Here is a 20,470-nt window from a genome sequence, read left to right on the forward strand (position 1 = left end):
AAAGCGTCGCTCCAAGGGGGCGTTGAGCACGCCCCGGGAGGTCAGGTCGCCCCGTCTCCCTTCCAGCGCGGGCTGCGTTTCTCGAAGAAGGCGGCGATCCCCTCGGCGGCCTCCTCGCTCTCCCAGCGTCGGCCGAGCGCCGCGACGGTCTCGGCGATCACGGCATCGTCGATGGGCGGACCGAGCCTGCGCAGCAGCGCCTTGGCCTCGGCGACTGCGCCGGGCGCCACCTGGAGATAGGGCGCGACCTCCGCCTCGACGGCGGCATCGAGTTGGTCGGCGGGGACCGCGCGGGCCAGCAGCCCGAGCGACACCGCCTCCGCCGCATCGAAGAGCCGCGCCGACATGAACACCCGCCGCGCCATCGCCTCGCCCATCCGGGCCACGACGTAAGGGCCGATCGTCGCCGGAATCAGCCCCAGCCGGGTCTCGGTGAAGCCGAACCGGGCGCTGTCCGAAACGACGGCCACATCGCAGACCGAGATCAGCCCGAGCCCGCCGCCGAAAGCATTGCCCTGGACCCGGCCGATCACCGGCTTGGGGCATCTGTTCAGCACCCGCAGCATCCGGGCGAGCCGGCCGGCCTCGCGGGCTCGACCGGCGCTGTCGGTGTCCCGCTGGGCCTGCATCCAGCCGAGATCGGCGCCGGCACAGAATGAACGCCCCTCTCCGCCCAGCACGATCACCCGGACCGCCGGGTCCGCGCCAAGCCCCTCGGCGGCCTCGGTCAGCTCATCCATCATGCGTGCCGACATCGCGTTGTGCTTGTCCGCCCGCGCCAGGGTGAGCCGCGCGACGCCGCGCGCATCCACTTTCGTCTCGATCGTCTCCATTTTCGCTCCCCTTTCGTCGCACGGGGCCGGATGCCGGGCTCTCCCGTCCCCTCGGCTTGCGGCAAAGCCGCTACGCTCGGGGTTGGGCCGGGCAGCGCCTGAGGCGCTGCGGTCCCGCCTCACACCGGTCGCCCGCGCATCCCCTTCGCCATCTCCGCCGCCCTCGCCACAATGTTAGGATCGAGCCCGGTGCGATAACCGAGCGCCTCGAGACGCGCCAGAACGGCCTCGGTCGCCACGTTGCCCGCCGCGCCCGGCGCATAGGGGCAACCGCCAAGGCCGCCGACCGAGGCATCGAAGACGCGCAGGCCGCGCTCCAGCGATACCTCGATATTGGCGAGGGCCCGCCCGGCGGTGTCGTGGTAATGCCCGGCCAGCCGGTCGGCCGGCGCCTCGCCCAGCACCGCGTCGAGCATCGCGCCGATGCGTTCCGGCGTCGCCTGTCCGAGCGTATCCCCGAGCGAGACCTCGTAGACCCCGAGCGCCGCCAACCGCCGCACGACCGCCGCCACCCGGTCCGGCGCGACAGGCCCATCGAAGGGGCAGTCGGTGACGCAGGAGACATAGCCCCGCACCGGCAGGTCCGACGCCTCGGCGCCTGCGATGACCGGGCCCAGCCGGTCGAAGCTCTCGTCGATGGAGCAGTTTAGGTTGGCCCGGCTGAACCCCTCCGAGGCGCTGACGAAAACCGCCACCTCGTCCGCCCGCGCCGCGATCGCCCGCTCCAGCCCGCGCGCGTTGGGCACCAGCGCCGCGTAGGAGACGCCTGCCTTGCGCGAGATCCGAGCCAGTACCTCGTCGGAGCCCGCCATCTGCGGAACCCATTTCGGACTGACGAAGCTCGCCACCTCGATCCGCCGGAACCCCGCCTGGCTCAGCAGGTCGATCAGCGCCACCTTCTCAGCCAGGGGAATCGCACGCGCCTCGTTCTGCAAACCGTCCCGCGGCCCGACCTCAAAAACCTCCACGAACGCGTTCATCGCCGCCTCCCTCCTTCGAGCCTCCGCCGCGCGCGCGAAGCGCGCGCCACGCCCATACCCCGAGCAAGTGCGCCAGCACGCCGCCGAGGGGGCGGGAGCGCCCCGCCTCATGGCTCCCACGCGGCGTAGAAATCCTGCGCATAGAGCCGGTCCTCTCCCGGCGTCGGCAGGGCAGCCCGGAAGGCCGGCCGCGCCTCGCAGCGCCAGACCCAGTCCTGCAGGGCCTCGAACGGCTCGACCCTTGCGAAATGCCGGGCCATGTAGACTGCCTGCCCGACCGCCACGTCCGCCGCCGAGAACCCGCCGTCGAGCAGCCATTCCCGCCCGTCGAGCCGCCGCTCCAGTGCGGCGTAGCACTTGCCGAGCCGCGCCGCCTCCAGCTTCATCACCACCGGGCTGCGCATCGCATCCTCGTAGAGCGCGACATGCTGCTGGGTCAGTGCCGCCGAATGCTGGCTCACCGTCTCCGCGAAATGCAGCCAGATCAGCCAGTCCACCCGCTCCGGATCCTCGGTCGCCCGGCCCAGCCCGGCCTCGGGGAACCGTTCGCACAGGATCTCGATCATCGCGCCGCTTTCCCAGATCTTCCGCCCGTCGAGCTCCAGCGCCGGCACCCGGCCGGCAGGATTCAGCTCGAGGAAGTCGGGCGCGCGCAGATTGCGGCCGAAGGCGTGGGTGACGACCTCGAAAGGGCAGCCGATCTCGTGCAGCAGCCACAGCACCCGCATCGAGCGCGTCTCCGGGCAATGGTGCAGGCGGATCATTTCGTCCCCTCCCCGTCCTCGTCGGCCAGCCGGATCAGCGGCGCATGGGCGGCGACCTGTGTGCCCGGCCCGGCCAACACCTCGGCCACCACGCCGTCGCGCGCCGCCAGCAGCGCATGTTCCATCTTCATCGCCTCCAGCACCGCCAGCCGGTCGCCGGCCCGGACCGCCTGCCCCGGCACGACCAGCACCTCGCGCAGCAGCCCCGGCATCGGCGCCTCCACCAGGTTGCCGGCCGGCCCCGCGTCTCCCTGCTGCGCCAGCGGATCGGGGATCGCGAATTCCCAGGGCTGCCCGGCAAAGACCACCACCGCCCCGTCCAGCAGCCGCGCCGGGCCGGGTTCGCGGGCCTCGCCGATCACCCAGCCGCCGGTCCGCCGGCGACAGCGCAGGACCTCCCCATCGAGGGTCGCATCCACCACGCCACCGCCACGGCAGGCGAGGTGCACCACCTGCGTCTCCCCGGAGCGCTCGAGGACGACGCGGCGCTCCAGCGGCGCCCAGAGCGTGAAGCCCTCCAGCGCCTCCGCCCCGTCGTCGAGTCCGGCCGCCGCCAGCGCCGCGCGCAGCACCACGGCGGCGGGCGGCTCCTCCGGCCCGACGAGATGCGCCAGATCCCGCTCGATCAGCCCGGTATCCACGTCTCCCGCGGCGAAACCGGCGTGGCGCGAGAGGGCCTCGAGGAAGGCGATGTTGGTCACGGTGCCGCCGACCTCGGTCTCCGCCAGGGCACGGGTCAGCCGCGCCAGCGCCACCGACCGGGACGGCCCATGCGTCACCACCTTGGCGATCATCGGATCGTACCAGGGGCTGATCTCGTCCCCCTCGCGCACGCCGCTGTCGCTGCGCGCCCCGGGGCTGAACCGGAGGTGCCGCAGGATGCCGGTTGCCGGAAGGAAGCCCGCCGGCACGTCCTCGGCATAGAGCCGCGCCTCGAAGGCATGGCCCGCGAGGCGGATCTCCTCCTGCGCCAGCGGCAAAGGCTCGCCCGAGGCCACGCGGAGCTGCCATTCCACCAGGTCGAGCCCGGTCACCGCCTCGGTCACCGGATGCTCGACCTGGAGGCGCGTGTTCATCTCCATGAACCAGAACCCGTCCGGCCGCGGCGGCCCGCTGCCGTCGACGATGAACTCCACCGTCCCCGCGCCGACATAGCCGATCGCCTGCGCCGCCCGCACGGCCGCCGCTCCCATCGCTTGCCGAGTCTCGAGCGTCATCCCCGGCGCCGGGGCCTCCTCGATCACCTTCTGGTGCCGACGCTGCAGCGAGCAATCCCGCTCGAACAGGTGGACCGCGCCGCCGTGACGGTCCCCGAAGACCTGCACCTCGATGTGCCGCGGCCGCAGGACGTATTTCTCGATCAGCACCGCCGCATTGCCGAACGCCGTCCGCGCCTCGGCCTGCGCGGACGCCAGGGCGGCCGCGAAATCCTCCGGCCGGTCGACCTTGCGCATCCCCTTGCCACCGCCGCCGGCCACCGCCTTGATCAGCACCGGGTAGCCGATCCGCTCCGCCTCCCCGGCCAGCAGATCGGGGGCCTGCTCGCTGCCGTGATAGCCCGGCACGACCGGCACACCGGCCTCCGCCATCAGCCGCTTGGCCGCATCCTTCAGCCCCATCGCCCGGATCGCCGCGGCGGGCGGCCCGACGAAGATCAGCCCGGCCGCCTCCACCGCCTCGACGAAATCCGGGTTCTCGGACAGGAACCCGTAGCCCGGATGGATCGCCTCCGCTCCCGTCGACCGCGCCGCCGCGATCACCGCCGCCCCGTCGAGATAGCTCTCGGCCGGCGCCGCCCCGCCGATATGAACGGCCTCGTCCGCCATCTCCACGTGCAGCGCGCCCGCGTCTGCGTCGGAATAGACGGCCACCGTCGAGATCCCCATCCCCTGCGCGGTCCGGATCACCCGACAGGCGATCTCGCCGCGGTTCGCAATCAGCAGCTTGCGGATCATCTCGCCTCCCGCCGGGCGATAAAACCCGGCCTCCCCTTCTTCTGTCCCGAAATATCCCGGGGAGCGCGAGGGGCTGGCCCCTCGCTCCCGCCACCGGCCACGCTCACATCCGGAACACGCCGAAGCGTGTCTCCTCCACCGGCGCATTCAACGCCGCGCGCAGCGAAAGCCCCAGAACCTCGCGGCTCTTGCGCGGGTCGATCACCCCGTCGTCCCAAAGCCGGGCGCTGGCATAGAGCGGGTGGGCCTGGCGCTCGAACATCTCCTCGGTGGGCCGTCGGAACGCGGCCTCCTCTTCGGCCGACCACGCCCCGCCCGATTTCTCTATCGCCGCGCGCCGGACCTGGGCCAGGACCCCGGCCGCCTGCGCGCCGCCCATCACCGAGATCCGGCTGTTCGGCCATGTCCAGAGGAACCGGGGCTGGTAGGCCCGCCCCGCCATCCCGTAATTCCCGGCCCCGAAGGAGCCCCCGACAAGCAGGGTGATCTTGGGCACCGAGGTCGTCGCCACCGCCGTCACCATCTTGGCGCCATGCCGCGCGATCCCCTCGTTCTCGTATTTCCGCCCCACCATGAAGCCGGTGATGTTCTGCAGGAAGACCAGCGGAACGCGGCGCTGCGAGCAGAGCTCGACGAAATGCGCGCCCTTCTGCGCGGCCTCGGAGAACAGCACGCCGTTGTTGGCGACGATGCCCACGGGGCAGCCGTGGACATGGGCGAAGCCGGTCACCAGCGTCTCGCCGAACCGCGCCTTGAACTCGTCGAAGCGCGAACCGTCGACGAGACGGGCGATCACCTCGCGGATGTCGTAGGGGGTGCGCAGGTCGGCCGGCACCACCCCGAGGATCTCTTCGGGGTCATGGGCCGGCGGCTCCGGGCTTGCCCAGTTGGCAGAGACGTCCGGGGCCGGCCCGAGCGAGCCCACCGCCCGGCGCGCCAGCGCCAGCGCATGGGCGTCGTCTTCGGCGAGGTAGTCGGCCACGCCGGAGAGCCGCGTGTGCACGTCCCCGCCTCCGAGGTCCTCGGCGCTCACCACCTCGCCCGTCGCCGCCTTCACCAGCGGCGGACCGGCGAGGAAGATCGTCCCCTGATCGCGCACGATGATCGTGACATCCGACATTGCCGGCACATAGGCGCCGCCCGCCGTGCAGGAGCCCATCACGACCGCGATCTGGGCAATCCCTTGCGCCGACATCCGCGCCTGGTTGTAGAAGATCCGGCCGAAATGGTCGCGGTCGGGAAAGACCTCGTCCTGCATCGGCAGGTTCGCGCCCCCGGAATCCACCAGGTAGACGCAGGGCAGATGGCATTCGGCGGCGATCTCCTGCGCGCGCAGGTGCTTCTTGACCGTCATCGGGTAATAGGTGCCGCCCTTCACGGTGGCGTCGTTGCACACCACCATGACCTCGCGTCCCATGACCCGGCCGATCCCGGCCACGACACCGGCACAAGGCGCCGCGCCGTCGTACATGCCATGCGCCGCCGTGGCGCCGATCTCCAGAAACGGCGCGCCGGGGTCGAGCAGGTTGGCCACCCGCTCGCGCGGCAGCATCTTGCCCCGCGCGAGGTGCCTCTTCCGGGCGCCGGCGCCGCCGCCGGACGCGGCGACTGCGGCGGCCTCGGCGACCTGCTCCAGCGCGGCGAGATGGGCGGCACGATTGGCGGAGTAACCCTCCCCGCTGGTGAGCACCGACGAGCGCAGACGCATCAATAGCCTCCCCGAACGGCGGTATGCGCCTGGCCGGCGCAAAGCGGGGCCAGGCGACATGCGGCACGGTGCGGCCGCGCGAAGTGGAACGAATATCCTCGCATCATGCCTCTCCGGCCCCGCCGAGGCTCCGGTCCTCCAGCAGCCGCCGCTCCATCAGCCACCGCATCCGGTAGCCATAGCGCGCGGCCCGGCTCACATCGGTCTGGAAGCTCGCGTTGACCACCGCAGCCACCGCGCCGCCGACAATCGGCACCACCTGTCCGGCCTTGCGGCTGGCGAGGGTGACGCCAAGCTGCCGGGCGATCCGCTCGATGACCTTCTCGGACACCCAGCCGCCGCCCTTCTCCAGCACCATCCGCCCCTCGGGGCTGGCGAGGAAGGCCGCCATGTCTGAAAGCGCCGCCAGCGTCTCGCCGCGCCCCTTGTTCGCCGTCTCCGTCGCGACCTGGAGCACCATCAGCCGATAGGCCCGCTCCTCGTCGCTGTCGCCGTTGAAGCCGTAGGCCGCCCCCGTCGCCCGCACGTTGCGGGCCGCCATGGCGATCGTTGCCGGGATGTCGGCGGTCATGCCGACCGCGCCGAACCAGCCCGCCGCCCCGCCCGAGGCGGCGTTGGAACTTGCCGCCCAGGCCTGCACCCGCCGCGCCGCCGCCTCGCAGGCGGCCAGATCCTCCACCGAGTGGCGGGTCATCTCGGCCGGAACGGTGTAGCCCACCATCCGGTCGGCGATCCGCAGGCCCTGCTGCACCAGCCGCGGCGGCACCATCCGGGCCACCAGCCCGCCCACGGGCGCGGTGAACCGCTCCGCCCCCCGGCCCATGCGGGTCGGCTTGCGTTCCTCGAAGGCGCGCTGGCGCTCGAGCGCCTCGCGCAGGATGTCGGCCGCTAGGTGTAGGCGACGCTCGTTCGGCGGGGTCATGGTCTGGCTCCTTCGGCCGCGATGCGGCGCAGCTCGCGCCGGATAATCTTTCCGCTGATGGTCATCGGCAGGCTCTCCACGAAATGCAGGATACGCGGATATTCATGCGCGGCGAGCCGCGTCTTCACATGCGCCTGAAGGGCGGCGCGGGTCTCGGCGTCAGGCGCGTGGCCCGGGCGCAGGATCACGAAGGCGGTCACCGCCTCGGTGCGCTCCGGATCCGGCGTTCCGACCACGCCGCAACTCGCCACGGCGGGATGGGTCAGCAGGCAATCCTCGACCTCGCCGGGCCCGATCCGGTAGCCCGAGGAGGTGATCACGTCGTCGTCGCGCCCCTTGAACCGCAGGAAAGCGCCCTCGCGGATGCCCCTGTCGCCGGTCAGCATCCAGTCGCCGCGAAACTTGGCTGCGGTCGCCTCCGGGTTGCGCCAGTATTCCAGCATCATCGACGCCGATCCCCGCCGCACGGCGATCTCGCCCTCGCCTCCGGTGGGCGCTCCGTCCGGCCCGATGACGTCGACCGTGTGCCCCGGCACCGGCTGCCCCATCGCGCCCGGCACCGGATCGAACAGCGCGCCGCAGGCGCTGACGATCATGTTGCACTCGGTCTGGCCGTAGAATTCGTTGATCGTGAGACCAAAGGCCCGCCGGCCCCAGTCGAGCATCTCCGCCCCCAGCGGCTCTCCCCCCGAGGCGACCGACCGCAGCCCCGGGATCGACACGTCCGCCGCCTTGAGCGCCCGCAGCGCCGTGGGCGGGAAGAAGACATTGCGCACCCCGGTCTGCGCCACGATCCGCGCGCACTCTTCGGCCGTGAAGCGCGGCAGCCGCGCCGCGACGACCGGCACACCATGCCAGAGACCGGGCATCAGCACGTCGAACAGCCCGCCGATCCAGGCCCAGTCGGCCGGCGTCCAGAGCACGTCGCCCGGCTGCGGCAGCAGGTCGTGCGACAACTCTACCCCCGGCAGGTGGCCGCGCAGCACCCTGTGGGCATGCAGCGCGCCCTTCGGGTTTCCGGTCGTCCCCGAGGTGTAGATCATCACCGCGGAGTCTTCCGCCCCGGTGTCGGCGGTGGCGAAAGGCGGGCCGTCGAGCGCGAGCCCCTCCGGCGTGACGAGCGCCACATCCGCCCCCAGCGCCAGCGCGAGATCTCCCCCGAGCCGCTCCGCGCCCCCCGCATCCGTCACGATCGCCCGCGCCTCGGCGTAGCCCAGCCGCATCGCCAGCGCCTCCGGTCCAAACAGCGTGAAGAGCGGGATCGAGATCGCGCCGATCTTCCAAACAGCGACATGCGCCGCCGCCGTCCAGGGCGTCTGGCTAAGAAACACGCCGACCCTGTCGCCCGGGCCAATCCCGGACTCGACCAACCGATGCGCCAAGGCATCCGCCATCGCCCGAAGGTCCCCGAATGTCGTCCGGCGCAGGCCGCCGTCAGAGAGCGGCTCGATCAGCGCCACCCGCTCAGGCTCCGCTTCGGCCCAGCGGTCGCAGACCTCCCGGGCCAAGTTGAGCCGCTCCGGGATCTGCCAACCGTCCCCAGCAGCCAGCGATCGGTATGTCGGTTCCGACATCATCGGGCACTCGCGGGCGCAGCCCGCGCCGCTGCGCCAGGCGCAGCGGCTACCGCGCGAGGATGTCCCGTCCCGCGCAAATCCCCCCGCCACGGGCCCGACGCCGGTTCCGATGCAGCGGCATATTCGCAATCCCGCCCAAGTCTCACAGGTTCGGATCCTCCTTGATCACGCGCATTTTCATGCGCGGTAGGTGACTTGCGGCGAGTTGGTTTCCAACAGATTGCCGAGGATCGACGTCCCGCCGGCCAACTCCGCGTCGAACGCCTTCCGAAGCATCTGTGTCGGGAACTCCGTACGCGGCAGGCTTGGCGCTCCCGCCCGGAATGGTCCCTCGCTTTCCACCACTCACCCCATCGCTGTCATCATCTCGCGCCCGATCAGCATCCTCCGGATCTCCGAGGTTCCGGCGCCGATCTCCATCAGCTTGGCATCCCGGAACAACCGGCTCACTGGCGCGTCGTTCATGAACCCCGCCCCGCCCATCGCCTGCACCGCCTGATGGGCCTGCGTCATCGCGGCCTCGGAGGAATAGAGCACGCAGGCGGCTGCATCGGCACGCGTGACCTCGCCCCGGTCACAGGCCTTGGCGACCTCGTAGACATAGGCACGCGCCGTGTTCATTGCAGCATACATGTCGGCGATCTTGGCCTGCATAAGCTGGAAGCTCCCGATCGGCCGGCCGAACTGCTTGCGGTCCTTCATGTAGGGCATGATCTCGTCGAGGCAGGCCGCGATGATGCCGGTGCCGATGCCGGCCAGCACCACGCGTTCGTAGTCGAGCCCCGACATCAGCACGCGCACGCCCTTGCCCTCCTCGCCCAGCACGTTCTCGAACGGCACCTCCACGTCCTGGAACACCAGCTCCGCCGTGTTCGAGCCGCGCATCCCGAGCTTGTCGAAATGCTTGCTGGTGGAGAACCCCTTCATGGTCTTCTCGACAATGAAGGCGGTGATGCCGCGACTGCCGGCGTCCGGGTCCGTCTTGGCGTAGACGACCAGCGTGTCGGCATCGGGCCCGTTGGTGATCCAGTATTTGGTGCCGTTCAGCAGGTAGTGGCCGTTGCGCTTCTCGGCGCGCAGCTTCATCGACACCACGTCCGAACCCGCGCCGGCTTCGGACATCGCAAGCGCGCCCACGTGCTCGCCCGAGATCAATTTCGGCAGGTATGTCCGCTTCTGGTCTTCGGTGCCGTTCAGCTTGATCTGGTTGACGCAGAGGTTGGAATGCGCGCCGTAGCTGAGCGACACCGAGGCCGAGGCGCGCGCGATCTCCTCAACGGCGATGGTATGGGAAAGATAGGACATGCCAGCCCCGCCGTATTCCTCCGGCACCGTGATTCCGAGCAACCCTAGATCGCCCATCTCGCGCCAGAGCTCGGCCGGGAATTCGTTGCCCGCATCGATCTCGGCGGCCATCGGCTTGACCCGCTCCTGCGCCCAGCGATGCACCATGTCACGCAGCGCCGCGGCCTCCTCGCCGATGTCGAAGCTCATCGTCGCGTTGAACATCGCCACAGGGCCTCCCCTCCCCGTTATTGAACGACTGTTCAAATATTAGACACGAGTCGCGTCAGCGGTCAATCGGGCTGATGCGGTCGGTACGTGGCGACCGCGCCTTAACCCGTGCGGGTCCAATATCCACAAATTGAATGAATGCCACAGAAATGCCCCCATTTCGGGCAAGCCTCGACAGGATGGTCTTGGGGGCGGACCTGGTGCGAAGGGAGAGTGCCATGAAACTTCTCAAGTTGACGCTGGTCGCGGGCCTCGTCCTGACCTTGCCGGTCGCCCTCGGGGGGCAGGCATATGTCGACTTTGGCGACCACGGGGCCGCCTATGCGAAAAATGGTGACAAAGGGGACAAGGGCGACAAGGGCGACCGGGGTGAAAAGGGGAACAACGGCCGGGGATCGGACAAGAGCAAGTCCGGCAAGGACAAGTCCGACAAGACGTCTCGCGGATCGAAGGGCGCATCGGGCAAATCCGACCGTTCCGGCGCATCGAAATCCCAGAAGGGCAACAACCCCTTCGCGAAGCTGAAAGAGACGTTCAGCAAGGGATCATCCGGAACGTCGAAGTCCAAGGCTCCCGTGAAAACGGCGAAGAGCCCTTCGCTCAAGACGTCCGGGAAACCGTCGCCGACGCTTGTCACCCATTCCCCGAAACCGGAGAAACGGCCGAGATTCTCGCCGGAGAAAGCAGTCGCCGGCGGCGCGCTGACCTCGCAGCTCAAAAGCCTGAACTCTCTCAACCGCAACATCAACGGCCTGATGAACAGCTCCGATCCGAAGATGGCGCCGTTCCGGGATTTTGTGATGGCGAGTGCCGCCAGCGAGGCCGCGAAAGAGGCGCTGGAGAAAGCGCAGCGCAGCCTCGTCGAGACCCGGACCGCCTATGACCGAATTGCCGCTGACCTTGCCCTCCCCGAAGATCCCGACGCCGCGTTGACGGATCTGGATCAGCGGCTACGCGACCACGCGGCACTCGAGCCCGAGGAACCGGTAAAAACGCCAGAGAATGCAGACACCTACGATGATCTGCTTCAGGAATGGGAAACCGCGCACAAGGCCTGGGAGGAAGACGGAGCCGCACTGACCGAGGCCCGCGACACCGCCGAAGCCCTGTCCCGCGAGACCGACGCGGTGGCCGGGGCCGAGAAGGTCGCGGAAGAGGCGGCCGAGGCCGTCTCCAAGGAGGTGATGCGCCAGGCCATGGTCGACTCGCTGAATGCCACCGGCAACGGCCCGGTCACCGAAGAAGACGTCACGCCGGAGATGGAGGATTGGGTGGCCGCACAGCTTGGCGTCGGAAAGGCGGACGGGCTGATCGACGACTACATCGCGCGCCAGCCGGACGAGATGTCGGAGACGGACACGCCAGAGACCACGGAAACGGAGGACAGCGTGGAGACCGAGGCTCCGGAGGCAGAGCCCGAGGAAAAGGCGGAGGATGAATCGACCACAGCCTCCGACGAGGACGGCGAAACGCCGGAGATCCTCGCGGCCTCGGCAACCCAGTGACGCCCCGCAGGGCAAGATCTTAACGCTGGCGGTTCCATCCGCCAGCGTTCCCCGTTTCTGGGAGCCCGCCTATTCCACTGTGACCGACTTCGCCAGGTTCCTCGGCTGGTCCACATCCGTGCCCTTGGCGATGGCCGCGTGGTAGGCAAGGAGCTGCGCCGGCAGTGCATAGAGGATCGGGGCGAGAAGCGGGTCGACCTCCGGCATGAGGATCGTCTTCCAGCAGCCGTCGCCGGCCGCCCGCGCGCCCTTCACATCGGTGATCAGCAGGACCTTGCCACCCCGCGCCATCACCTCCTGCATGTTCGACACCGTCTTGTCGAAGAGGTGGTCGGAGGGCGCCATGACGATTACCGGCACCGTCTTGTCGACCAGTGCGATCGGCCCGTGCTTGAGTTCGCCCGACGCATAACCTTCGGCATGTATGTAGCTGATTTCCTTCAACTTGAGCGCACCCTCCATCGCCAGCGGGAACATCGCACCGCGGCCAAGGAACAGAACGTCGCGCGCCTCGGAAACGGACTTGGCAACGGCGGCGATCTCGTCCGAGCTGGCCATGGCGATGTTCATCAGACCGGGGATCTGCCGCAGCGCCGCGATCCGCGCCTCCAGTTCCTCGGCATCGAGGCGCCCGCGGTCATGGGCGGCCATGAGCGCCAGCAGGAACAGCACGGTGAGCTGGCAGGTGAAGGCCTTGGTCGAGGCCACGCCGATCTCGGCGCCCGCCCGGATCGGCAGGACCAGATCGCTTTCGCGGGCGATCGAGCTTTCGGAAACGTTGACCACCGAGACGACACGCGCGGCCTTGCCCTCGCAGTAGCGCAGCGCCGCGAGCGTGTCCGCGGTTTCGCCCGACTGGCTGACGAACAGCGCCAGGGTCCGGGGCGGGATCGGCGGCTCGCGGTAGCGGAACTCGCTGGCTATATCCACCTCGACCGAGATCCCGGCCAGAGATTCGAACCAGTATTTCGCAACCACGCAGGCGTAGTTGGCGGTGCCGCAGGCGACCATCACCATCCTGTCGAACTCGGTGAAATCGAGCCCCGGCGCCGGCATCTCCATTCCCTCGCCGCGCAGGTAATGCGACAGCGCATCGCCGAGCACGATCGGCTGCTCGGCGATCTCCTTGGCCATGAAGTGCCTGTGCCCGCCCTTTTCGACCTGGCTGAGGTCGATGTTCACCGTCTTGACCGGACGGTTGACCAGCGTGCCTGCGGCATCCCGGATCTCGACCGAGTTCCGGGTCAGGCAGGCCCAATCGCCCTCCTCGAGATAGGTGATGCGGTTGGTCATCGGCGCCAGCGCCATGGCATCGGAGCCGACGAAGACCTCGCCGTCACCGTGGCCGATGGCCAGCGGCGATCCCTTGCGGGCGACGATCATCAGATCGTCCTGCCCGTCAAAGAGCAGCGCCAGCGCGAACGCCCCCTCGAGCCGGGCGATCGCGGCCGCCGCCGCGTCCCGGTGGTTCATGCCCTTCGCTAGCATGTACCGGATCAGAAGCGCGATGGTTTCCGTGTCCGTCTCGGTCTCGAAATGCAGTCCGGCGTCGGCCAGTTCGGCCCTGAGTTCGCGGAAATTCTCGATGATGCCGTTGTGGACGACTGCCACAGGCCCTGCGCGATGCGGGTGGGCGTTGGCGACGCTCGGCGCACCGTGGGTGGCCCAGCGCGTGTGGCCGATACCGGCCTTGCCAGCCAGCGGTTCGTGCACCAGCAGATCCGAGAGGTTCACGAGCTTGCCCACGGCGCGGCGGCGGTCGAGCACGCCATCATTGACCGTCGCGATTCCTGCGCTGTCGTAACCGCGGTACTCCAGCCGTTTCAGCGCCTCGACCAGCAGGGGCGCCGCTTCGTGCCGCCCCAGAACTCCGACGATCCCGCACATCAGCTCTTGCCCTCGCTCTGATTCCGTTTGGCGTCCCGCAACCGTTCCATCAGCTTGCGGGCAAGATCTGGCTTGTTCTCCTGCCGCGCCCGCCCAAGCGCGAGCGCGTCGGCCGGAACGTCGGAGGTGATTACCGATCCCGAGGCCGTCATCGCCCCGTCTCCGATCTTGACCGGTGCCACCAGCATGGTGTCCGAGCCGATGAAAGCCCCTGCCCCGATTTCGGTATAATGCTTGAAAACCCCGTCGTAATTGCAGGTCACGGTGCCGGCGCCGACATTCGTTCCCGCACCTATGGAGGCGTCGCCGATATAAGTGAGGTGGTTCACCTTGGCGCCGGCGTCGAGGATCCCGTTCTTGATCTCGACGAAATTGCCGACCTTGACGTCCTCCGCCAGTTCGGTCCCCGGGCGCAGCCGCGCATAGGGGCCCACCACGGCGCCACGCGACACATGGCATCCTTCAAGGTGGCTGAAGGCGCGGATGCGAGCGCCTGTCTCGATAGTGACACCGGGGCCGAAGACCACGTTGGGCTCGACCAGCGCATCGCGGCCAATCACGGTGTCAAAAGCGAACCAGACCGTGTCGGGCGCCTGCAGCGTCACGCCCTCCCCCATCGCCTGAGCCCGTGCGCGGCTCTGAAACACCGCCTCGGCTGCGGCGAGATCGGCCCGGGAGTTGACGCCGAGGGTCTCCTGCTCCTCGCAGGCCACCGCCGTCGCCGACAGCCCCCGGCTCCGTGCGATCTCGACGATATCGGTGAGGTAGTATTCGCCCGACGCGTTATCGTTGCCAACGGCCTCGATCAGGTCGAACAACGTTGCGGCATCTACGCAGATCACGCCGGAATTGCAGAGCGTTATGGCGCGTTCCTCGTCCGTCGCGTCCTTGAACTCGACAATCCGTTCCAGCGCGTCGCCATTCATCACCAGCCGCCCGTAGCGGCCGGGATCGGCGGCCTCGAAGCCGAGCACGACGACCGCGTGGTCGGCCCGCGCCTCGACCATCCGTTCCAGGGTCTCCGGCCGCACGAAGGGCGTATCGCCGTAGAGCACGATCACGTCGCCCTCCGCGCCCTCGAGCGCGGTGCGCGCCTGGGCGACAGCATGGGCGGTGCCGAGCCGCTCGGTCTGTTCGGCGAGCAGGACCTGGGGATCGAAATCCTGCGCGGCCGCGGCGACATCTTCGGCGCCATTGCCGGTGACTACGACCACCCGGTCGGGCTGCAGGGTCGCGCCAGCCTGCATCGCATGGTGCAGGAGCGGCGCGCCGGCGACCTCGTGCAGGACTTTCGGAAGGTCGGATTGCATCCGGGTGCCCTGGCCTGCCGCCAGGATGACGAGGTTTGTCGGCATCGCAAATCTCTTTTCTTCAACCGGCTTCCGTAATACGCGAGGCCGGGCGCGCCGCAAGGGGCTTCCCGGTCAAATGCGGTGACACTCTGAAACATGGCTCGGCGGCGGCCCGCCGAAGCGGCCTGGAGGGCACGGATGCGCACGGTGATCTTCGATCTGGACGGAACGCTCGCGGACACCAGCGGCGACCTCATCGCCGCGGCGAACCGGTGCTTCGAGAACCGCGGCCTCGGCGCGCCGCTCGATCCCCGGGCCGACGCCGCCACCGCCTTTCGCGGCGGGCGCGCCATGCTGCGGCTGGGGTTCGAACGGCTGCAGGCAGCGGACACCGAAACCCAGGTCGACCGGGAATATCCCGCCCTTCTCGCCCATTACGGCGCCGCAATCGACGTGCACACGCGCCTCTACCCGGGCGCGATGGAGGCTGTGGAAGCGCTGACCGGGCGTGGCGTGGCCGTGGGGATCTGCACCAACAAGCCCGAGGGCCTGGCCGAGATCCTGCTGCAGCGGCTCGGCGTGCGTGGGGCCTTTGCCTCGCTGATCGGCGCAGACACGCTGCCGGTGCGCAAGCCCGACCCCGCCCCCTATCGCGCGGCGGTGACGCAGGCCGGCGGCGCGGTCGAACGCTCGCTGCTGGTGGGCGACACGGTTACCGACCGGGAGACGGCACGCGCAACCGGCGTTCCTTGCGTGCTGGTGACCTTCGGCCCCGAAGGCCGCGCCGTCGCCGGCATGGAACCCGAGGCGCTGCTCGACCATTTCGACGAGTTGCCGGCACTGGTCGACCGACTGCTCGGCTGACACGGTCCGCGCCAGAGCCTTGGCGAGGTGGAACGCCTAACCTGCTAGCGCCTTTGCAAGACGCGGGAGGCGAGCCTTCTTGAGCAGCGGCCGCATCTCGTGCGGAACGTCGTCCATCTGCCGTGCCTGGCGCAGCACCTGTTCCGCCGCGCGGGCAACCTTTTCGGGGTGATCCTGCCAGAGCCGGTGAAGAAAGCCGTCCGGGTCGGCGCGGTCCAACCCTTCCTCGGAGAGGATATTCCGCGGAAAGTCGCGGATATTCAGGGTCAGGATCAGGTCGGCCGAGCCGGCCACGGCGGCGGCAAGGACATGGATATCGTTCTCGTCGGGCAGCCAGAGCCGCGCAAGATCACCGTCGCGCGGCTGCACGCTGGCTTTGGGCCAGGCCGCGCGGACGAGTGCGATCTCGCCCCGTGCCTGCGCCTCGTCGAGCGGGCCACGGCGGGCGGCGGCGCGGGCCCATTCCTCCAGCAGGCGGTCCGACCAGAGCGGTTCGAACAGCCCCTGCCCAGCGACGCCCAGCACCACCTCCCGCATCACGGTCGGATAGAGCACGCAGGCGTCGATCAGCACCCGCATCAGGGCACGAGCCGGAAGAACAGCGCCTTGAGATAGCCGCTCTCGCCGAGTTGCGGCAGCATCGGGTGGTCCGGGCCGGCGAAACCGGTGTGCAGCAGTTGCGCGCGCCGGCCGCCACGGCCGATGCCGCGAGCCGAAGCGTTGCGGAACTTCGAAAGATCGGCGGCGTGCGAGCAGGAACAGAGCCCCAGGTAGCCTCCCGGCGCCACCAGTGGTGCTGCGAGCCGCGCCACGCGCTCGTAGGCGCGCAGGCCCGCCTCGAGCGCCTGTCGGCTGGGCGCAAAGGCCGGCGGGTCGCAGACCACGAGATCGAAGGTCTGCCCCTCCTCGGCCAGCGCCTCCATCGCCGCGAAGGCATCGCCCTTGCGGGTCTCGAACCGGTCCGCGACGCCGGCCGCCGCAGCCCCGGCCTCGGCCAGCTCCAGCGCCGCGGCTGACCCGTCGACGCTGAGCGCCGATGCCGCGCCGGCCGCCAGAGCCGCGAGGCCGAAGCCTCCCACATGGGAAAACACGTCGAGCACGCGCCCGCCTCCCGCCAGTCGCGCGGCGAAGGCGTGGTTCGGGCGCTGGTCGTAGAACAGGCCGGTCTTCTGACCGCCCATCAGGTCGGCCATATAGGTCGCGCCGTTCATCGGCACCTGCACCGGGCCATCCAGCGCACCTTCGAGCAGCAGAGTCTCCTCCGGCAGCCCTTCCAGCCCGCGGGCACGGCCGGTGCCGTTTTTGACCAGCACCGAGACGCCGGTGACGGCCTTCAGCGCCGCCGCGATCTCGGCGAGCCGCAACTCCGCCCAGGCGGCGTTGGGTTGGATCACCGCCGCGTCGCCGAAGCGGTCGATGACCACGCCGGGAAGACCATCGGCCTCCGCATGGATCAGCCGGTAGAACGGCGCATCGAAGAGCCGTTCGCGCATCGCAAGCGCCCGCGCGATCCGCTCCTCGAACCAGGCGGCATCGATGGACGCCTCCGGATCGCGGTCGAGCATGCGGGCGATGATCTTGGACCGGCCGTTCAGCGCCACGAGGCCAAGCGGCCGCCGCTCGGCATCCTCCAGCAGGGCGATGGTGCCGGCGTCGAGCGCCCGCGTCCGCCGATCGACGACGAGTTCGTCGGCATAGACCCAGGGGAATCCGTGCCGCAGCGCGCGGGCATCGCCCTTGGGGCGCAGACGGACGGTGGGGAGAGGCAGATCTGTTGTCATGCGCGCGGTCTATCCGCTCGCGGCGGCTTGCGAAAGCCCGCCAGTGCGCGAGGGGCGCAGTTCGTCTACACTATGCGGGCCGCCTGTGCCTCGCGCCCTCGCGCGCGGCACAGGCGGCGCATTTGCCGCGATCTTCCCGGTTGGGGAAGGATTTGATCCGTTAGCGCTAACCTGCTAAGTCACCGGCATCAGCAAGGGAGAGAGTTCCATGGACCTCAACGCCACGGTCGCCCGCGTCACCGAACGCATCCGCGAGCGCAGCCATGACAGCCGCCACGCCTATCTGGAACAGATGCAGAAGGCGGCAGAGGCCGGTCCGGCCCGGGCGCATCTGACCTGTGGCAACCAGGCCCATGCCTATGCGGCGATGGGCGAGGACAAGGCGGCACTGGCAGAGGGACGCGCGCCGAATATCGGGATCGTCACCGCCTACAACGACATGCTCTCCGCGCACCAGCCATTCGAACGCTACCCCGACCTGATCCGCCGCGCGGCCCGCGAGGCCGGTGCCACGGCCCAGGTCGCAGGCGGCGTGCCGGCGATGTGCGACGGCGTCACCCAGGGCCAGACCGGGATGGAGCTGTCGCTGTTCTCGCGCGACGTGATCGCCATGGCCTCGGCTGTCGCGCTCAGCCACAACACCTTCGATTCCGCGCTCTTCCTCGGCGTCTGCGACAAGATCGTGCCGGGACTGGTGATGGCGGCGGCGAGTTTCTCGCACCTGCCGGCGGTGTTCCTGCCCGCAGGCCCCATGACGAGTGGCCTGCCGAACGACGAGAAGGCCCGCGTCCGCCAGCAATTCGCCACCGGCGAGGTCGGCCGCGACAAGCTGATGGAAGCCGAGATGGCCTCCTACCACGGCCCCGGCACCTGCACCTTCTACGGCACCGCGAACACCAACCAGATGCTGATGGAGTTCATGGGCCTGCACCTGCCCGGCGCCAGCTTCGTCACTCCGAACACGCCGCTGCGCGAGGCGCTGACCGTCGCAGGCGCCAAGCGCGCAGCCGAGATCACCGCGCTCGGCAACGAATATACGCCGGCCGGCGAAGTGCTCGACGAGCGCGCCTTCGTCAACGGCATGGTCGGGCTGATGGCCACCGGCGGGTCCACCAACCTGATCCTGCACCTGCCGGCGATGGCGCGGGCGGCAGGCATCCGGCTCGGGCTGGAAGACTTCGCGGATCTCTCCGACGTGGTCCCGCTGCTGGCCAAGGTCTATCCCAACGGCCTCGCGGACGTGAACCATTTCCACGCGGCGGGCGGGCTCGGTTTCATGATAGGCGAGCTGCTCAAGGCCGGGCTGCTGCACCCCGACACCCGCACCGTGGCCGGCGACGGGCTCGAACGTTACACCCGCGAGCCGAAGCTCCAGAACGGCGAACTGGTCTGGGTGGAAGGCGCCGGCGAGACCCTCAACGACAAGATCCTGCGCCCCGCCGCCAGCCCGTTCCAGCCCACGGGAGGCCTGAAACAGCTCAAGGGCTCGCTGGGCCACGGGGTGATGAAGGTCTCGGCTGTCGCGCCCGAGCGGCACGTGATCGAGGCCCGCGCTCGCGTTTTCCACGACCAGGAGGCGGTCAAGACCGCCTTCAAGGCCGGCGAGTTCACCGAGGACACCGTCGTCGTCGTCCGCTTCCAGGGCCCCGGCGCCAACGGGATGCCGGAACTGCACAGCCTGACCCCGACCCTTGCCGTCCTGCAGGATCGCGGCCTCAAGGTGGCGCTGGTCACCGACGGGCGGATGTCCGGCGCTTCGGGCAAGGTGCCGGCGGCGATCCACGTCACACCCGAGGCCGCCTCCGGCGGTCCGATCGCCCGACTGCGGGACGGCGACTTGGTCCGCGTCGATGCGGTCGCGGGCACGCTGGACGTTCTCGAAGACGGTTTTGCCGAGCGCGCGCCCGTCCAGGCAGACCTCTCGGCCAATACCCACGGCCTCGGACGCGACCTTTTCGAGACCTTCCGCCGCAATGCCGGCCCCGCCACGGAAGGCGCCTGCGCCGTGCTCTGACCCGTGGCGCGGCAATAGTGCACTTGACTGATATGCTAGCTCAGGGTCTTTCTGCGCGCGTCAGGGTATTTTTGCCAAAGAGACGGAACAGAGGTCCTGCGCGGACAATGATGGGGGGAGCAGACCGGCGGTGGCCGGCCTGTCTTCTTGGCTGAAATACCCAACCCGGCGCCGCGCTGACACGTGCCGTCCGGCCAATCAGAGGAACAGAGAATGACACCACAGGAAGCCAGCCTGAAGACCGCCGAGATCTGCCGCCTGGCGCCGGTCGTCCCCGTCCTGGTGATCGACGACGTCGCCAGCGCCCGGCCGCTCGCCGAGGCGCTCGTGGCCGGCGGCCTGCCGGCGCTCGAGGTGACGCTGCGCACGCCGGTGGCGCTCGACGCGATCCGCGAGATGTCGAAGGTCGAGGGCGGCGTCGTCGGTGCCGGCACCCTGCTCACCCCCGAGGACGTCGCGGCGGCCAAGGCGGCCGGGGCGCGTTTCGGCGTGTCTCCCGGCGCGACCGACCGGCTGCTCGATGCCTGCGAGGCGCAGGACCTGCCGCTGCTGCCCGGCGCGGCAACCGCGAGCGAAGCGATGGCGCTCCTGGAGCGCGGCTACACGACCCTCAAGTTCTTCCCGGCCGAAGCCGCCGGCGGCGCCGCGGCGCTCAAGGGCATCGGCGCGCCGATCCCGCAGATCAAGTTCTGCCCGACCGGCGGCGTCACGCCCCAGAACGCGCCGACCTATCTCGGCCTGTCCAACACGATCTGCGTTGGCGGAAGCTGGGTCGCACCGGCCAAGCTCGTCGCCGCAGGAGACTGGAAGGCAATCGAGGAACTGGCCCGCGAAGCCGCGGCGCTCAGCGCCTGATCTTCGGCAGGGTGCCGC

The 20,470-nt window shown here is 69.5% G+C and carries 16 protein-coding genes; 4 read left to right on the forward strand and 12 right to left on the reverse strand.

All coding sequences use genetic code 11. The features are described 5' to 3' along the window. Positions 1–41: 41 nt before the first annotated feature. From ACFQ2S_RS02635 to ACFQ2S_RS02670, 8 genes are all read right to left on the reverse strand, one after another. A complete protein-coding gene (locus tag ACFQ2S_RS02635; protein ID WP_386072489.1) occupies positions 42–833 on the reverse strand; it encodes a crotonase/enoyl-CoA hydratase family protein in 792 nt (263 codons plus the stop codon). A 119-nt stretch (positions 834–952) separates the two neighbouring features. After that, a complete protein-coding gene (locus ACFQ2S_RS02640; protein WP_386072491.1) occupies positions 953–1,813 on the reverse strand; it encodes a hydroxymethylglutaryl-CoA lyase in 861 nt (286 codons plus the stop codon). A 107-nt stretch (positions 1,814–1,920) separates the two neighbouring features. Continuing rightward, complete coding sequence (locus ACFQ2S_RS02645) at positions 1,921–2,577, reverse strand: glutathione S-transferase family protein (RefSeq protein ID WP_386072492.1); 657 nt, start codon at positions 2,575–2,577, stop codon at positions 1,921–1,923. Next, the gene (locus tag ACFQ2S_RS02650) at positions 2,574–4,532 is read right to left on the reverse strand and encodes an ATP-binding protein (protein WP_386072495.1); all 1,959 of its coding nucleotides are present in this window, start codon (positions 4,530–4,532) and stop codon (positions 2,574–2,576) included. The genes ACFQ2S_RS02645 and ACFQ2S_RS02650 overlap by 4 nt, the downstream gene beginning before the upstream one ends. Before the next feature lie 103 nt (positions 4,533–4,635). Then, positions 4,636–6,240 (reverse strand): carboxyl transferase domain-containing protein, encoded by a 1,605-nt coding sequence (locus ACFQ2S_RS02655; RefSeq protein WP_386072497.1) that lies wholly within the window; start codon positions 6,238–6,240, stop codon positions 4,636–4,638. A gap of 103 nt (positions 6,241–6,343) precedes the next feature. Continuing rightward, positions 6,344–7,162, reverse strand: a complete 819-nt coding sequence (locus ACFQ2S_RS02660; protein ID WP_386072499.1) for an EcsC family protein — start codon at positions 7,160–7,162, stop codon at positions 6,344–6,346. Continuing rightward, positions 7,159–8,739 carry an AMP-binding protein gene (locus ACFQ2S_RS02665; RefSeq protein WP_386072501.1) on the reverse strand — a complete coding sequence of 527 codons (1,581 nt, stop codon included), beginning with the start codon at positions 8,737–8,739 and terminating at the stop codon, positions 7,159–7,161. Before ACFQ2S_RS02665 ends, ACFQ2S_RS02660 begins: the two co-directional genes overlap by 4 nt. A gap of 345 nt (positions 8,740–9,084) precedes the next feature. Further along, positions 9,085–10,248 (reverse strand): isovaleryl-CoA dehydrogenase, encoded by a 1,164-nt coding sequence (locus ACFQ2S_RS02670; protein ID WP_386072795.1) that lies wholly within the window; start codon positions 10,246–10,248, stop codon positions 9,085–9,087. A 224-nt stretch (positions 10,249–10,472) separates the two neighbouring features. Here ACFQ2S_RS02670 and ACFQ2S_RS02675 point away from each other — a divergent pair, with 224 nt between their 5' ends. Next, positions 10,473–11,759: a hypothetical protein gene (locus ACFQ2S_RS02675; protein ID WP_386072503.1), complete on the forward strand. Its 1,287-nt coding sequence runs from the start codon at positions 10,473–10,475 to the stop codon at positions 11,757–11,759. Positions 11,760–11,828: 69 nt separating this feature from the next. On the opposite strand, the gene glmS is transcribed toward ACFQ2S_RS02675, so the two are convergent. Together glmS and glmU are read right to left on the reverse strand one after the other, a co-directional pair. Next, positions 11,829–13,646, reverse strand: a complete 1,818-nt coding sequence (glmS, locus tag ACFQ2S_RS02680; RefSeq protein WP_386072505.1) for a glutamine--fructose-6-phosphate transaminase (isomerizing) — start codon at positions 13,644–13,646, stop codon at positions 11,829–11,831. Further along, positions 13,646–15,001: a bifunctional UDP-N-acetylglucosamine diphosphorylase/glucosamine-1-phosphate N-acetyltransferase GlmU gene (gene glmU, locus ACFQ2S_RS02685; RefSeq protein WP_386072507.1), complete on the reverse strand. Its 1,356-nt coding sequence runs from the start codon at positions 14,999–15,001 to the stop codon at positions 13,646–13,648. Before glmU ends, glmS begins: the two co-directional genes overlap by 1 nt. A gap of 135 nt (positions 15,002–15,136) precedes the next feature. On the opposite strand from glmU, the gene ACFQ2S_RS02690 reads away from it, so the two are divergent. Then, positions 15,137–15,802 (forward strand): HAD-IA family hydrolase, encoded by a 666-nt coding sequence (locus ACFQ2S_RS02690; protein ID WP_386072509.1) that lies wholly within the window; start codon positions 15,137–15,139, stop codon positions 15,800–15,802. A gap of 36 nt (positions 15,803–15,838) precedes the next feature. On the opposite strand, the gene ACFQ2S_RS02695 is transcribed toward ACFQ2S_RS02690, so the two are convergent. Together ACFQ2S_RS02695 and ACFQ2S_RS02700 are read right to left on the reverse strand one after the other, a co-directional pair. Then, positions 15,839–16,381: an RSP_2648 family PIN domain-containing protein gene (locus tag ACFQ2S_RS02695; RefSeq protein WP_089232973.1), complete on the reverse strand. Its 543-nt coding sequence runs from the start codon at positions 16,379–16,381 to the stop codon at positions 15,839–15,841. Next, positions 16,381–17,583 (reverse strand): RSP_2647 family RNA methyltransferase, encoded by a 1,203-nt coding sequence (locus ACFQ2S_RS02700; protein ID WP_386072511.1) that lies wholly within the window; start codon positions 17,581–17,583, stop codon positions 16,381–16,383. Before ACFQ2S_RS02700 ends, ACFQ2S_RS02695 begins: the two co-directional genes overlap by 1 nt. 208 nt (positions 17,584–17,791) lie before the next feature. On the opposite strand from ACFQ2S_RS02700, the gene edd reads away from it, so the two are divergent. After that, a complete protein-coding gene (edd, locus tag ACFQ2S_RS02705; RefSeq protein WP_386072512.1) occupies positions 17,792–19,597 on the forward strand; it encodes a phosphogluconate dehydratase in 1,806 nt (601 codons plus the stop codon). Between the two features lie 213 nt (positions 19,598–19,810). Further along, positions 19,811–20,452 (forward strand): bifunctional 4-hydroxy-2-oxoglutarate aldolase/2-dehydro-3-deoxy-phosphogluconate aldolase, encoded by a 642-nt coding sequence (gene eda, locus ACFQ2S_RS02710; RefSeq protein WP_089232971.1) that lies wholly within the window; start codon positions 19,811–19,813, stop codon positions 20,450–20,452. The last annotated feature ends 18 nt before the right edge of the window (positions 20,453–20,470 follow it).

The organism is Tropicimonas aquimaris (genome assembly GCF_042676185.1).
Lineage (GTDB): Bacteria > Pseudomonadota > Alphaproteobacteria > Rhodobacterales > Rhodobacteraceae > Tropicimonas > Tropicimonas aquimaris.

Excerpts from the sequence above, each read along its gene's own strand:
- ACFQ2S_RS02635 (WP_386072489.1), bottom strand. The coding sequence starts at position 833 with ATGGAGACGATCGAGACGAAAGTGGATGCGCGCGGCGTCGCGCGGCTC.
- ACFQ2S_RS02640 (WP_386072491.1), bottom strand. The coding sequence starts at position 1,813 with ATGAACGCGTTCGTGGAGGTTTTTGAGGTCGGGCCGCGGGACGGTTTG.
- ACFQ2S_RS02645 (WP_386072492.1), bottom strand. The coding sequence starts at position 2,577 with ATGATCCGCCTGCACCATTGCCCGGAGACGCGCTCGATGCGGGTGCTG.
- ACFQ2S_RS02650 (WP_386072495.1), bottom strand. The coding sequence starts at position 4,532 with ATGATCCGCAAGCTGCTGATTGCGAACCGCGGCGAGATCGCCTGTCGG.
- ACFQ2S_RS02655 (WP_386072497.1), bottom strand. The coding sequence starts at position 6,240 with ATGCGTCTGCGCTCGTCGGTGCTCACCAGCGGGGAGGGTTACTCCGCC.
- ACFQ2S_RS02660 (WP_386072499.1), bottom strand. The coding sequence starts at position 7,162 with ATGACCCCGCCGAACGAGCGTCGCCTACACCTAGCGGCCGACATCCTG.
- ACFQ2S_RS02665 (WP_386072501.1), bottom strand. The coding sequence starts at position 8,739 with ATGATGTCGGAACCGACATACCGATCGCTGGCTGCTGGGGACGGTTGG.
- ACFQ2S_RS02670 (WP_386072795.1), bottom strand. The coding sequence starts at position 10,248 with ATGTTCAACGCGACGATGAGCTTCGACATCGGCGAGGAGGCCGCGGCG.
- ACFQ2S_RS02675 (WP_386072503.1), top strand. The coding sequence starts at position 10,473 with ATGAAACTTCTCAAGTTGACGCTGGTCGCGGGCCTCGTCCTGACCTTG.
- glmS (WP_386072505.1), bottom strand. The coding sequence starts at position 13,646 with ATGTGCGGGATCGTCGGAGTTCTGGGGCGGCACGAAGCGGCGCCCCTG.
- glmU (WP_386072507.1), bottom strand. The coding sequence starts at position 15,001 with ATGCCGACAAACCTCGTCATCCTGGCGGCAGGCCAGGGCACCCGGATG.
- ACFQ2S_RS02690 (WP_386072509.1), top strand. The coding sequence starts at position 15,137 with ATGCGCACGGTGATCTTCGATCTGGACGGAACGCTCGCGGACACCAGC.
- ACFQ2S_RS02695 (WP_089232973.1), bottom strand. The coding sequence starts at position 16,381 with ATGCGGGTGCTGATCGACGCCTGCGTGCTCTATCCGACCGTGATGCGG.
- ACFQ2S_RS02700 (WP_386072511.1), bottom strand. The coding sequence starts at position 17,583 with ATGACAACAGATCTGCCTCTCCCCACCGTCCGTCTGCGCCCCAAGGGC.
- edd (WP_386072512.1), top strand. The coding sequence starts at position 17,792 with ATGGACCTCAACGCCACGGTCGCCCGCGTCACCGAACGCATCCGCGAG.
- eda (WP_089232971.1), top strand. The coding sequence starts at position 19,811 with ATGACACCACAGGAAGCCAGCCTGAAGACCGCCGAGATCTGCCGCCTG.